General features: G+C 72.6%; 12 protein-coding genes. 5 read left to right on the top strand and 7 right to left on the bottom strand.

What is annotated here, in order from left to right; all coding sequences use genetic code 11:
• Positions 1–25: 25 nt before the first annotated feature.
• From tpiA to trxA, 4 genes are all read right to left on the bottom strand, one after another.
• A complete protein-coding gene (tpiA, locus tag WMF31_RS04655; RefSeq protein WP_129353305.1) occupies positions 26–868 on the bottom strand; it encodes a triose-phosphate isomerase in 843 nt (280 codons plus the stop codon).
• Positions 865–2091, bottom strand: coding sequence for a phosphoglycerate kinase (locus tag WMF31_RS04650; protein ID WP_129353307.1), 1227 nt, complete (start codon positions 2089–2091; stop codon positions 865–867). Before WMF31_RS04650 ends, tpiA begins: the two co-directional genes overlap by 4 nt.
• A 4-nt stretch (positions 2092–2095) precedes the next feature.
• Positions 2096–3121, bottom strand: a complete 1026-nt coding sequence (gap, locus tag WMF31_RS04645) for a type I glyceraldehyde-3-phosphate dehydrogenase (RefSeq protein ID WP_436600772.1) — start codon at positions 3119–3121, stop codon at positions 2096–2098.
• A gap of 221 nt (positions 3122–3342) precedes the next feature.
• Positions 3343–3675 (bottom strand): thioredoxin, encoded by a 333-nt coding sequence (gene trxA, locus WMF31_RS04640; protein ID WP_129353311.1) that lies wholly within the window; start codon positions 3673–3675, stop codon positions 3343–3345.
• A 237-nt stretch (positions 3676–3912) separates the two neighbouring features.
• Between trxA and WMF31_RS04635 the strand changes: the two genes are divergently transcribed.
• Positions 3913–4515, top strand: coding sequence for a hypothetical protein (locus tag WMF31_RS04635; protein ID WP_436600771.1), 603 nt, complete (start codon positions 3913–3915; stop codon positions 4513–4515).
• A 117-nt stretch (positions 4516–4632) separates the two neighbouring features.
• Complete coding sequence (locus WMF31_RS04630; protein ID WP_436600770.1) at positions 4633–5355, top strand: polyprenol monophosphomannose synthase; 723 nt, start codon at positions 4633–4635, stop codon at positions 5353–5355.
• Positions 5356–5394: 39 nt separating this feature from the next.
• Here WMF31_RS04630 and WMF31_RS04625 read toward each other — a convergent pair whose 3' ends face one another.
• Positions 5395–6783, bottom strand: a complete 1389-nt coding sequence (locus WMF31_RS04625; protein WP_436600769.1) for a serine/threonine protein kinase — start codon at positions 6781–6783, stop codon at positions 5395–5397.
• A gap of 108 nt (positions 6784–6891) precedes the next feature.
• Here WMF31_RS04625 and WMF31_RS04620 point away from each other — a divergent pair, with 108 nt between their 5' ends.
• From WMF31_RS04620 to WMF31_RS04610, 3 genes are all read left to right on the top strand, one after another.
• Positions 6892–7803, top strand: coding sequence for an SPFH domain-containing protein (locus WMF31_RS04620; RefSeq protein WP_436600768.1), 912 nt, complete (start codon positions 6892–6894; stop codon positions 7801–7803).
• The gene (locus WMF31_RS04615) at positions 7800–8774 is read left to right on the top strand and encodes a hypothetical protein (RefSeq protein ID WP_436600767.1); all 975 of its coding nucleotides are present in this window, start codon (positions 7800–7802) and stop codon (positions 8772–8774) included. The genes WMF31_RS04620 and WMF31_RS04615 overlap by 4 nt, the downstream gene beginning before the upstream one ends.
• Before the next feature lie 129 nt (positions 8775–8903).
• Entirely contained in the window at positions 8904–10532 is a 1629-nt protein-coding gene (locus tag WMF31_RS04610; RefSeq protein WP_436600766.1) for an N-acyl-D-amino-acid deacylase family protein, read from the top strand.
• An 84-nt stretch (positions 10533–10616) separates the two neighbouring features.
• On the opposite strand, the gene WMF31_RS04605 is transcribed toward WMF31_RS04610, so the two are convergent.
• Together WMF31_RS04605 and WMF31_RS04600 are read right to left on the bottom strand one after the other, a co-directional pair.
• Complete coding sequence (locus tag WMF31_RS04605; RefSeq protein ID WP_436600765.1) at positions 10617–11000, bottom strand: hypothetical protein; 384 nt, start codon at positions 10998–11000, stop codon at positions 10617–10619.
• A 429-nt stretch (positions 11001–11429) separates the two neighbouring features.
• Positions 11430–12386, bottom strand: coding sequence for a gluconeogenesis factor YvcK family protein (locus WMF31_RS04600; RefSeq protein WP_436600764.1), 957 nt, complete (start codon positions 12384–12386; stop codon positions 11430–11432).
• Positions 12387–12406: the final 20 nt, after the last annotated feature.

Genomic DNA, 12406 nt, shown 5'->3' with positions numbered 1-12406 from the left:
CGGTGAACGGGGACCGGCCCGCGATCTACCCCTGTTCCGCGCGCTCCGCCAGTCGGTGCGCGGCCTCGACGATCCTGGCGAACCCGGCGGCGTCGAGCGACGCCCCGCCGACGAGCGCGCCGTCGATGTCGTCCTGGGCGAGCAGCGCCTCGGCGTTGTCGGCCTTGACGCTGCCGCCGTAGAGGATGCGCGTGGCGCCGGCGAGGTCCTCCGAGGCCTTCGCGAGCAGGCCCCGGATGAACGCGTGCACCTCCTGGGCGTCCTCGGCGCGCGCGACCTTGCCCGTCCCGATGGCCCAGACCGGCTCGTAGGCGATGACGCCGAAGCCGGGCTGCTTCGCGAGCTCGTCGAGGAACGCGCGGACCTGGCGCTCGACCACCGCGAGCGTGTCGCCCGCCTCGCGCTCCTCGAGCGTCTCGCCGACGCAGACGATGGGGCGCAGCTCGGCGGCGATCGCCGACGCGACCTTCCGGGCGATCGCCTCGTCGGTCTCGCCGAACAGCTGGCGCCGCTCGCTGTGGCCGAGGATGACCGAGGTCGCGCCCGCGTCCTTGAGCATGCCCGCGGAGATCTCGCCGGTGAACGCCCCGGAGACCTCGGCGCTCATGTTCTGCGCGGCGATCGTGACCTCGCTCTTCGCCTCCGCGAGCTCGTGGGCGACGGCGGCGATCGCGGTGAACGGCGGCGCGACCACCACCTCGGCCCGGCCGAGCTCGCGGGTCGCCTTGGCGACGGCCGCGGCCAGGGGGCAGGCGTCCTGCCCCCCGGCGTTCATCTTCCAGTTGCCGGCGATGAGCGGACGACGCGAGGCCGCCCGGGCGCCGGCGCCCGTGTCCGCGGACGTGCCCCCGTCGTTGCCGGGTTTCACTCGCTCACCTCGGCGCTGCGGAGCGCCTCGACGCCCGGCAGCCGCTTGCCCTCGATGAGCTCGAGCGAGGCGCCGCCGCCCGTCGAGATGTGGTCGAAGCCCTTGGCGATCGGCTCGCCGGCCTGCTTGACCGCCGCCGCGCTGTCGCCGCCGCCGACCACCGTGAAGCCGGACGCGCCGCTCATGATGCGCGCGACGTCGAACGTGCCCTTCGAGAAGGCGGGCGTCTCGAACAGGCCCATGGGCCCGTTCCAGAACACCGTCTTCGCCCTCTCGATCGCCTTGCCGAAGAGATCGACCGAGGCGGGCCCGATGTCGAGCGCCATCTTGCCCTCGGGGATCGCGTCGACCGAGACGGTGTCGCCCTGCGTCGCGTCGATGCCCGCGGCGACGACCGCGTCGACGGGGAGCAGGAGCTGGATGCCCCGATCGCGCGCCTTGCTCATGATGGTGCGCGCGAGCGGGAGCTTGTCCTCCTCGATCCGGCTCTTCTGCACGTTCTTGCCCTGCGCGGCGAGGAAGGTGTTCGCCATCGCGCCGCCGATGCAGAGGGTGTCGACCACGTTGAGGAGCGCCTCGACGACGTCGATCTTGTCGGAGACCTTGGCGCCGCCGAGCACGGCGACGTACGGCTTCTCCGGGCGATCGGTGAGCCGGGTGAGCGCCTTGAGCTCCTTCAGGAGGAGGAGGCCGGCGGCGCGCTCGCGCATGAGGCGCGGCAGCGCGTGCACCGACGCGTGAGCGCGGTGCACGGCGCCGAAGGCGTCGTCGACGTAGACGTCGCAGAGCTCCGCGAGCTGACGCGCGAAGCCCTCGTCGTCCTTCTCCTCCTCCGCGTGGAAGCGGAGGTTCTCCAGGAGGCAGATCTGACCCGCGCGGAGGTCGTAGATGACCTTCTTGGGCGAGTCGCCGACGCAGTCGTCCGGCAGGTGGACCTCGTAACCGGTGAGCTCACTGAGCCGCCCCCCGCACGGCTCCAGCGAGAGCCCCTCGGTCTTGCCCGGCTTCGGGCGGCCGAGGTGCGACGCGAGGATGACCTTCGCGCCCGCCTCCATGGCGAGCTTGATCGTCGGGATCGCCTCGCGGATGCGCGAGTCGTCCGTGATCTTGCCCGTCTTCTTGTCGAGCGGGACGTTGAAGTCGACGCGGATGAAGACGCGCTTGCCGCTGAGGCTGCCCGCGGCGGCGAGATCTTCGACGGAGCGGATTCCAGTGAGCTTCACGGCGCTACACGCCCTTCTTCGCCACGAGCTGCGCGAGGTCGATCATGCGGTTCGAGAAGCCCCACTCGTTGTCGTACCACGAGAAGATCTTCGCGAAGCGGTCGCCGAGGATCGACGTCATGGTCGCATCGAACGTGCTGGACGCGGGCGAGCCGATGTAGTCGCCCGAGACGAGCTCCCGGTCCGAGTAGTGGAGGATGTCCTTCATCGGGCCGGACTCGGCGGCCTTCTTCATCGCGGCGTGGATGCTCTCCTTGCTGACCGGCTTCTCGGTCTCGAGGGTGAGGTCCACGAGCGAGACGTCGACGGTCGGGACGCGGATCGCGAGGCCGTCGAACTTGCCCTTGAGCTCCGGGATCACCTCGGAGAGCGCCTTGGCGGCGCCGGTGCTCGAGGGGATCATGTTGACCGCGGCGGCGCGGGCGCGGCGCAGGTCGCCCTTGCGGTGCGGGATGTCCAGCAGGTGCTGGTCGTTGGTGTACGAGTGGACCGTCGTCATCAGGCCGCGGACGATGCCGAAGTTCTCGAGCATCACCTTGGCCACGGGGGCGAGGCAGTTCGTCGTGCAGGAGCCGCACGAGATGACCGTGTGCTTCTGCGCGTCGTAGAGGTGGTCGTTGACGCCCATGACGACCGTGAGGTCGTGGGCCTTGGCGGGCGCGCTGATGATCACGCGCTTCGCGCCGGCGCTCAGGTGCCCCGACGCCTTGGCCTTGTCCGTGAAGAGGCCCGTGCACTCGAGGACGATGTCGACGCCGAGGCTCTTCCACGGCAGCTCCGCCGGATCCTTCAGCGCGAGGACGTCGATCTTCCGATCGCCGATGCTGATGGACTTGTCGCCCCAGCCGACCTTCGCCGCCTTGAACTCGCGGTGGACCGAGTCGTACTGGAACAGGTGGGCGAGGGTCTTGGGATCCGTCAGGTCGTTGATGGCGACCAGCTCGATATCCTTGACGCCTCGCTCGACGAGCGCGCGGACAATGCAGCGTCCGATGCGCCCAAAACCGTTAATTGCGATCTTCGTCGCCATCACGAACTCCTGGGAAAGTGGCCGGGCGCGATACGTAGTCACCTCGCGCGCGACGGTCAAGCAAAGCTCTCAGCGCGCGGGGCCCCGGCGGCACATCGCGCCGCGGTGCGCAGCGCCGCGACCGGCTGATCGGAGAGGGGCTCGAGGGGTGGGCGATCTTCGGGAGGTGAGCGGCCGGCGCGTCGGGGCTCGCCGCGCCGGCGCCAGCGCGCGGCTGCGGCTCAGGAGATGCCGAGGGACTGGAGGAGCTTGGTCTTCGGCGCGTTGCCGGAGTGAAATGCCTTCTTTTCGCCGTTCTGGAACAGGATGCAGGTCGGAACAGCGCGGACGCCGTACTTCTGCGCCAGCTGCGGCGCAGCGTCGATGTCGAGCTTGCCGACCTTCAGCTTGCCCTGAAAATCTTTCGCGATATCCGCGACGATCGGGGCGAGCGCCTTGCAGGGCCCGCACCACGTCGCCGTGAAGTCCACGAGCACGGGGATCGGGGATTGCAGGACCTCGGACTCGAAATTCTCGTTGGTGAAGGTGAGGACGCAGTCGCTCTCGCTCGCCATGGTTGTCTCCGTCGGTGCCGCGCTCTTCAGGTTCGGGCCGCATCCTGGCGCGCGAGGCGCGGCCCCACAGGTCGACCGGGGCTGCTCCAGCCGGTCGCCCGATGCAGAGCGAACGCCCTGTCGGGCGAGGAAAGTAACTGGCGCGCGTGCCTCCGGCAACCTCCGGCGAGCGGCCGGGTGCGCGCGCCCACGCGACCTTCCGCCCGGGGGGCCCTTTTGGTAGATCGCCCGGTCCGGATGTCGTCGGACGAGATCACCCCGAAGCCGTCGCGGCGTCCGCGGGCTCGCGGCGCGCCCGCGACGGCCCCGGCGAGGGTGGCGGACGCCTTCCACGTCGAGGAGACCTGGCGGCAGACGTGCAGGGCGCTCGTCGCGCCGCTCGAGCGCGCGTTCACGATCACCGCGCTCCGCGCCGCCTGCGCTCGCCTGACCGAGGCGGCCGCGCGGCAGGGGCTGACGATCCTCGAGGAGCCGCTGTTCGGCCTGAAGGGCCATCCCGGCGAGGATCCGCCGCACCGGTGGGAGTACGAGGCCGTGCTCCCGATCCGGGGCGCGGCCAGGCCGGAAGGCGACGTGGCCGTCGCGCGCATCGACGGCGGGATGCACCTCGCCGCGCGGACGCCGCGCGGCCTCGGCGGCCTGAAGGGCCTGTACGGCCACGTGCTCGGGACGTGCCTCCCCGAGAGGAAGCAGGAGCTGATGCGGCCGTACATCCTCCACCGCGTGCACCGCCTCGCCGGCGGAGAGGAGCGCGAGCCCGAGCAGGCGATCGCGGTCTACGTGCCGGCGGTGCTCTCGATCAAGCCGGTGCCCGTGCCGGCCAGCGAAGCGGAGGCCTGAACGCAGGCAGACCCCGCGGAGGCGGCGCGCGGCGCCGCGCGATGCTGCACGCTGCGCGCCGCGGACGGCGCGGGCGATCCCGCGTACAAGCCTCCGCCCGCGCCGCGCCGAGCCAGGATGGCCCCTCGAGTCCTCGTCATCACCCCGACCTACAACGAGCGAGACAACCTCGCCGCGTTCGTGCGCTCCGTGCTCGGGACGCTCGAGGACGCGCACGTGCTCGTCGTCGACGACGCGTCGCCGGACGGGACGGGCGCCCTCGGCGACGAGCTCGCCGCGCGTGACCGCCGCGTCCACGTGCTGCACCGGCCGGCCAAGCTGGGGCTCGGCACGGCCTACCTGGACGGGTTCCAGCGCGCGCTGGACGGCGGCTACGACGTCGCGTTCGAGATGGACGCGGACCTGTCGCACGACGCGGGCTACCTGCCGGCCTTCCTCGACGCGATCGCCCGCGGCGCCGACGTGGTCCTCGGCTCGCGCAACATGCCGGGGGGCGGCGTGGAGGGCTGGGGCCTCGGGCGGCACGTGCTCTCGAAGGGGGGCTCGCTCTACGCGCGGACCCTCCTCGGCGTCGGCGTCCGCGATCTCACGACCGGCTACAAGGCGTTCACGCGGCGCGCGCTCCTGTCGCTCGATCTCGGCACCATCCGCTCGAACGGCTACGCCTTCCAGATCGAGACGACGTACCGGGCGCTCCGCAAGGGGCTCCGCGTGGTCGAGGTCCCGATCGTGTTCGTCGACCGGCGCGCGGGCCGCTCGAAGATGAGCCGGAGGATCTTCGCCGAGGCGATCGCCGAGGTCATCCGCCTGCGGCTCGATGCGGCGCTCGGGCGCATCTGATCCCCGCGCCCGCGGCGCGGCGGCGGGCGCGCGCCGCGCTCAGCGCTTCGCCGCCCAGGACCGCCTCGGCGCGGCCGCCCCGGCCCGGTCGTCGTCGCCCTCGGCGAGCGCCTCGTCCTGCTCCGCGCCCAGGTCGGGGTCGTCGCCGCGGACGCGCGCTCGCCCGGGCGCCTCCGCGTCCTCGAAGCGCACGCGCTCCGCCGCGGCGTCGTGGTGCGGCGCGACGTCGTCCAGCGGGGGGCGCCCCCGGACGAAGCGCATCGCGCGGAGCAGCGCGAGCTCGGCCGCGCGGCCCGCCTCGCGCACGCTCGGCGCGGCGTTCTCGCGCAGCACCCGGCCGAACACGAGCGAGAGCAGCGTCAGCACCGTCGGGACGACCACCCCGAGCGCGAGGCCGACCGCGATGCGGGCGATGGTGAGGCCGAGCAGCGCGGCCACGAGCGGCAGGCCGTCCAGGCCGCGCCAGGGCGCCCCGTGGCCCGCGCGGGCGCGCCGCTCCGCCCTGCGCTCCCGCCTGCGCGCGCGCCGCTCCTCCTCGCGGACGCGCCGCTCCTCCCGGCCCTCGGCGCGCCGCTCGGCCGCGCGCGCGTGGCGCCCGGACGAGCCTCCGGCGGGCTGCTCGGCGTGCGGACGCCCGGGCGCGCCGAGGGCCGCGAGGAGCGGCGCGATGCGCGCGGCGCGGCGGTCCGGATCGGGATCCAGCATCGCCGACAGCGCCCGGACGAGCCGCGGATCCGCGCGGCCGCCGAGCGCCGCGGGCACGTCGATCGCGAGCCCCCGGTGCGGCAGGTTCTCCGGCTCCTCGCCGGTCAAGAGGCAGATCGCGGTCGCCCCGACCGCGTAGACGTCGGACGCGGGCAGCGCGCGGCCCTGGAATTGCTCCGGCGCCATGTACCCGAAGGTGCCGACCACCGTGCTGCCGCCCTCCGGCCGCATGCGGTCGCGGACCGCGCCGAAATCGACGATCGCGAAGGAGCCGTCAGGCCTGCGGATGACGTTGTTCGGCTTGATGTCGCGGTGGATGACCGGGGGCGCGCGGCCGTGCAGGTAATCGAGCACGCCCGAGGCGTCCCGCAGGAAGCGGACGACGTCGTCTCGCCCGAGCACCGCGCCGCGGCGGCGCATCGCGCCGAGGCTCTCGCCGTCGATCTTCTCCATCACGAGGAAGAGCGCGCCGCCCTCCTCGAAGTGATCGAGGTACGCCGGCAGGCTCGGGTGCGAGAGCGAGGCGAGCACCCGGGCCTCGCGCTCGGCGAGCTCCACGCCCTTCCAGCTCGCGGCGCCGCGGATCTGGAACCGCTTGATGGCGACGAGCTTGCCGTGTCGCTTGTCGACCGCCTCGAGCGTGTGCCCCTGAGCCCCCTCGCCCAGGGCGCGCGTGACCACGTAGCGACCGTCGCGCAGCGCCTGACCCGCCTCGGCACCCATCGAGGGGGCGAGCGTACACCGCCCGGAGGGCGAGACCAACGCGAAGCACGGCGTGGGCGCCCCGCGGGGCCTCGTGAGGGGAGGCGCGGCTCTGCTAGAGTTGCGACGATGACGACGGTCCTCTCGCTGCTCGCGCTGCTCGCGCTGTCCGCGGTCCTCTACCTCCTCTCGGGGCTGCGGCAGATCAACCAGTGGGAGGTCGCGCTGCGCTTCACGCTCGGCAAGCTGACCGCCCGCGTGTCGCCCGGGGTGACCCTGTTCCTGCCGGGGATCCAGGAGCTCAGGCGCATCGACACGCGGATGAAGAACCGCGATCTCCTGCAGCAGATGGTGATCACGCGCGACAACGTGACCACGATGGTCGACGCGGTCGTCTACTACCGCGTCGTCGATCCGGAGAAGGCCACGCTGGCCGTCGAGAACTACGAGCTGGCGATGAAGGACCGCGCGAAGGTCGTCCTGCGGGACGTGGTGGGCGAGACGCGGCTCGACGAGCTGCTCGCGCACCGCGAGGAGGTCGCCGCCAAGGTGCGCGCGCAGGTCGAGGCCGTGGCCGCGTCGTGGGGCCTCCACGTGGAGATGATCGGGCTCCAGGACGTCGCGCTGCCGCCCCAGATGCAGGAGGTGCTCGCGAAGGTGGCCATCGCCGAGCGCGACCGGCGCTACGTGGTCATCAAGAGCGAGGCCGACGTGGAGAGCGCGAAGAACTTCGCCGAGGCGGCGAGCATCCTCGCGCGCTCGCCCGGGGCGATGGAGCTCAGGCGCTTCGAGGCGCTGGCCAACCTGAGCCACGGCAACACCAAGGTGATCTTCGACCTGGCGAAGCCCTACGACGACGTGCGGCACACGGCGGCGGCGATGGCGGAGGCGGCCACCGCCGAGGTGAAGCCCGTGCGCGTGCACGAGGGGCAGCGCCCGGTCGACGCCGAGGCGCAGCGCGAGGCCGAGGCCGCGCTCGAGGCGGACGCCGCGCTCGAGGAGGAGCGGACAGCGCGGCGCGGGCGCCTGGGCGGGGCGTGATCGCGGCGCTGCCCGCGCTCAAGGCCGCCGTGGCGGCGCTGCTCGAGGCGCGCGGGGAGCGCGCGCTCTCCGGCCTGGTCGCCGGCGCCGAGCTCGCGCTGGCCGCGCCGGCCGAGCGGTGGACGATCGGCTCGCGCGAGGTGAGCGCCGCGCGCCTCGCGCTGGCCGTCGACGCGCCAGCGTTCGCGGCGCTCACGGCGGACGCGGCCCGCCTCGCGGCGGTGAAGGACGCGTTCGCGAGCGCGGTCCGGACGCCGGAGACGGAGCTCGCCGACCTGTCGCTGGTGCTGCGCCTGCCCGGCGCGGGGCGCGGGTGGAACCAGGTCTACCGGGAGGCCGCGCTCCCTTCGGCGCCGGAGCGGCCGGATCCGGACGCGGTCCTCGGCGGCGCGGCGGCGCTGCTCGAGGCGTCGGGCGACGCGCAGGGCGCGGCGATGCTCCGCCGCGCGCGGCTCGAGGCCGCGCCGATCCCGGGGAGCTCCGGGCTCGCGCTCGTCCGCTTCGTGGTGCGGCTCGACCCGGCGGACCGCGCCGCGCTCGACCGCGACGGCGTGCGCGCGGAGCGGCTGCAGCGCGCCGTGCGCAGCGCCGGGACGCGCGCCGCCGAGGCCGTCGCGTCCGTGGAGCTCGCCACGGCGCTCTCCCCGCGCTGCGCGGCGCCGGCCCCGCCCCTCGGGGCCGCGGCGCCGGAGGCGCGGCTCGCGCGGGCGCTCGAGGCGCGCGGCGCGGTCGCGGTGCCCATCCGCCGCGACGGCGGCCGGCCCGGCGGAGAGGGCGTGGAGCTCGCGGTCATGGCGTCCGGAGAGCTCCTGCGCGTCCGGATCACGGCCGCCCCCGAGCGCGAGCGCGGCCGTCGCGGCTTCCGGGCGGAGGAGATCCGCGCGATCACCGTCGCTGCCGCTGACCTCGCCACGCCGGAGCAGGCCGGCGAGCTCGCCGCGCTGCTCTGCGGTGACGTTGACCCCGCGTGACGGGCGGCGCACGGCGAGCGCGGCGCCGGGGCGGCGCAGGCCATCTTGGCGCGCGCTCCGCAAGAAGCCACGCTCCTTCATGTCCGCGCTCGTCCGCACAGATGGGCCACATCCCGCGGGGAGCCCCAGATGGAGTTCGATCTCGTCATTTCACGAGGAACGATCGTCGATGGCAGCGGCCAGCCGCGCTACCCCGCGGACCTGGGGATCCAGGACGGCAAGGTCGTGGCCCTCGCCGGTCCGGGCGCGCTCCGAGGAGGGCGGACGCTCGACGCCGGCGGGCTCGTCGTGGCGCCGGGCTTCATCGACATCCACTCGCACATCGACTGGCTCCTCGCGTTGCCGGATCACGAGGACGTCCTCGCGCCGATGGTCGCGCAGGGCATCACGACCGTGGTGGCGGGCAATTGCGGGTACTCCCCCGCCCCCGTCACGGAGGCGTCCATCCCGCTCGTGGAGCACGCCGCGGAGATGCTGAAAGACGGCGCGCTCTCCTATCCCTGGAGATCGATGGGCGAGTTCCTGGACGCGCTCGAGGGCGGCGGCCTGCTCGTGAACGCGGCGGTCCTGGTCGGCCACGGCACGCTCCGCCAGGCGGTCATGGGCAACGACGCCGCCGCCCCGAGCCCGCGGCAGATGGCGGAGCTCTGCGCGGGCACGCGCGCCGCCCTCCGCGAGGGAGCGTTCGGGCTATCGGCCGGGCTGGCCTATGCTCCCGGCGTCTTCGCGCGCAACGAGGAGCTCCTCGCCCTGCTCCGGACGGTGGCGGACGAGGGGGGTGTCTTCACGGTCCACGGTCGGGCCTACACGTGGGTCTCGCCGTTCTACACGCCGATGCTCCTCGGCCCGCCGCACAACCTCCGCTCGGTCCGCGAGCTGCTCGGCCTCGCGGAGGCGAGCCGCGTGAAGATCCAGCTCTCGCACCAGATCTTCATCGGCCGGCGGACGTGGCCCACCCGCGCCCGGGTGCTCCGCGAGATCGAGCGGGCCGTCGACCGAGGGGTCGACGCCGCGTTCGACGCTTTCCCGTACACGGTCGGCAACACCACGGTGAACGCCCTCTTCCCCGCCTGGGTGCTCGATGATTTTCGCGCCCGGATCAACGACCCGGTCGTCCTCCGCCGGCTCCGGCGGGAATTCGCGATGTTCCGGCTGTTTCTCGGGCTGGACTACGCGGACATCCGGCTGCTCTGGGGCGCGACGCCGGAGCTCGAGGAGCTCGAAGGGCTCGACTTCAGGACCCTCGCCGAGCGCCTCGGCGTGCGCGATTTCGATGCCTATGTGCACGTGGCCCGCGTCAGCGACGGCAAGGCGCGGATCCTCCTCGACACCTACTCCGGCGTGGAGGAGCACGAGGCGCCGCTCCGCGCCGTGCTCTCGCACCCCCTGTGCGCCTTCGAGACCGACGCGATCCTCACCCGGCGCGGCCGCCACAATCCGGCGTCATTCGGCGCGTTCCCGCGGGTGCTCGGGAGGTACAGCCGTGACCTCGGCCTGTTCCGGATCGAGGAGGCCGTGCGCCGGATGACCTCGCTGCCCGCCGAGCGGATCGGCCTCCGGGGCGTCGGGCGCATCGCGCCTGGGCACTGGGCGGATCTCGTCGTCTTCGATCCGGTCACGGTGGCGGACAACACGACGCCTCGGCGGGCGGATGCGCCGCCTTCGGGGATCCGCGCCGTCCTGATCACGGGGGACGTGGTGGCAAAGGACGGCGTGGTGACGAGCAAACCCCGGCGGGGACGGCTGCTGCGCAGGTAGGCGGGCAGAGCGCAGCGATCGGCGGCGCTGGTCGGAAGCTCTCCCTGCGCCGAGCCGTCGACCGCGCGCGCCGCGCGCCCGCACTCAGGCCCTCGACGCCCGGAACGAGTCCGACACGACCTTCTTCGCGAACCCCAGGATCTCCTCCTTGGGAGCGTTCTGGATCGCGTACTTGACCACGTAGCCGCCGGCGAGGAGGGTGAGCTGGCGCAGGATCTTCGAGCTCGCGAGCACGCCGATCGCGAACGCCGCTCCGCCGATCGCGATCGGGACGATGTACGGGACATCCTTGATCTTGCCCTGGACATCCCTGGCGAGCTTCAGCAGCACATCGAGGCGCATGCCGCCGTCGCTGTCCTGCCCCTGCGACGCATGCGACGCGTGCGCACCGGGCTCCTGCGCGGCCCCCTCGTAGGTGCCGTTCCTGTACTCGCTCGAAGCGTATTGCTCATTGCCGATGGTGGTCATGGCGCCTTACCTCGTCCTGAAAAGATCAGCCGCTGTGAGCCGATCGCTCCCGTTGGCCTTCGTCTGCCTTCGTCTGCCTTCGTCTGCCTTCGTCTGCCTTCGTCTGCCTTCGTCTGCCTTCGTTTCTTGCGAAGCACATACCAATCCAGAAGGTCGCAGCGGCGAGAGCGAAAAACGGCGAGGTCGCAGCGGCTTGAGCCGCCGGCAGGCGGCGATCACGCGCCGGGCGCCCCGGGTGAGATGGGGCAACCTGGCCAGGCGTGGCCAATGATCCCGCCACGGTCGAGGCGCCGGCGGCCATGGCAGAGCGGGCGACGAGGCGCCGCTGCCGGCGCAACTCGGCCCGCGGCCGCGCGGCGAGAGCGCGCGGCGCATCGCATCGGTCACCACGGCGGAGCGCGGGGCTCGCCGCGCGCGGCGAGACGGCGCTCACCACCACCGCTCCCGCGCGAGCGCGAGGATCGCGGACGAGAGCTTGTGAGGATCGTGCCGGATGAGCTTGCCGTCGAACAGCAAGTCGGCCGGGACGAGGAGATCGGAGCAGAGCGGCCTGTCCGGCGACGTCACGACCGGCTCGGAGCCGGCCGAGGCGTACTTCCCTAGGCTCGTGGACGGCCAGACGTCGTTATAGAGCACCGCGTCGAGCCGCGCTTCACCCAGGTACATCGCGATGGTCCCCACGAAGTCCTCCACCGTGTAGCCGGGGGTCTCGTTGGGCTTCGTCATCAAGTTGCACACGTAGAGCGCGCGGGCGCGGCTCGCCGCGATGGCCTCGCGCACCCCTTTGACGAGGAGGTTCGGCACGAGGCTCGTGTAGAGGTCGCCGGGCCCGAGGATGATGAGATCGGCGTCCGCGATCGCGTCGAGCGCCGCTGGATAGGCGTACGCCTCGGGGTCGAGATACACCGAGAGCACGGGCGCATCGAGCATGTCGGAGAGGCTGTCAATCGACGCCTCCCCGCGGATGGTCCGGTCGTTCTCGAGGTGCATGACGAGATCGACCCGATCCATCGTGACGGGCAGGACGCGGTTCTTGACGGAGAAGATCTCGTGCAGGCGCTCGACCGTGAGCGGCATCGAGCCGGTGATCTCCTGCACGGCGGTGAAGATCAGGTTGCGCAGGGTATGCCCGCCGAGGCTCCCCGAGCGGAAGCGATGGCTGAGCAATTCCTTCAGCGCCTCCGGGTGCTCGGACAGGGCGACGAGGCAACGCGTGAAGTCACCGGGAGGCAGGAGCCCGTACTCGTCGCGGAGCCTGCCCGAGCTTCCGCCCGAGTCCATCATGGTCACGATCGCGGTGATCCGGGCGCTCAGGTCCCGCAGGCCCGTGAGGAGCGTGTAATGGCCCGTTCCCCCTCCCACGGTCACGATCTTCGGCGTCGCCATGGCAGCGCAGGGTATCACGC

Source organism: Sorangium sp. So ce1036 (assembly GCF_051369805.1).
Lineage (GTDB): Bacteria > Myxococcota_A > Polyangia > Polyangiales > Polyangiaceae > Sorangium > Sorangium cellulosum_F.
This window is presented reverse-complemented; position numbering and strand designations above follow the sequence as displayed.

What these genes read in the sequence shown, in the direction of transcription:
- WMF31_RS04630 (WP_436600770.1), top strand. Translation starts at nt 4,633, where the DNA reads ATGGCCCCTCGAGTCCTCGTCATCACCCCGACCTACAACGAGCGAGAC.
- WMF31_RS04605 (WP_436600765.1), bottom strand. Translation starts at nt 11,000, where the DNA reads ATGACCACCATCGGCAATGAGCAATACGCTTCGAGCGAGTACAGGAAC.
- WMF31_RS04610 (WP_436600766.1), top strand. Translation starts at nt 8,904, where the DNA reads ATGGAGTTCGATCTCGTCATTTCACGAGGAACGATCGTCGATGGCAGC.
- gap (WP_436600772.1), bottom strand. Translation starts at nt 3,121, where the DNA reads ATGGCGACGAAGATCGCAATTAACGGTTTTGGGCGCATCGGACGCTGC.
- trxA (WP_129353311.1), bottom strand. Translation starts at nt 3,675, where the DNA reads ATGGCGAGCGAGAGCGACTGCGTCCTCACCTTCACCAACGAGAATTTC.
- WMF31_RS04625 (WP_436600769.1), bottom strand. Translation starts at nt 6,783, where the DNA reads ATGGGTGCCGAGGCGGGTCAGGCGCTGCGCGACGGTCGCTACGTGGTC.
- WMF31_RS04635 (WP_436600771.1), top strand. Translation starts at nt 3,913, where the DNA reads ATGTCGTCGGACGAGATCACCCCGAAGCCGTCGCGGCGTCCGCGGGCT.
- WMF31_RS04620 (WP_436600768.1), top strand. Translation starts at nt 6,892, where the DNA reads ATGACGACGGTCCTCTCGCTGCTCGCGCTGCTCGCGCTGTCCGCGGTC.
- WMF31_RS04600 (WP_436600764.1), bottom strand. Translation starts at nt 12,386, where the DNA reads ATGGCGACGCCGAAGATCGTGACCGTGGGAGGGGGAACGGGCCATTAC.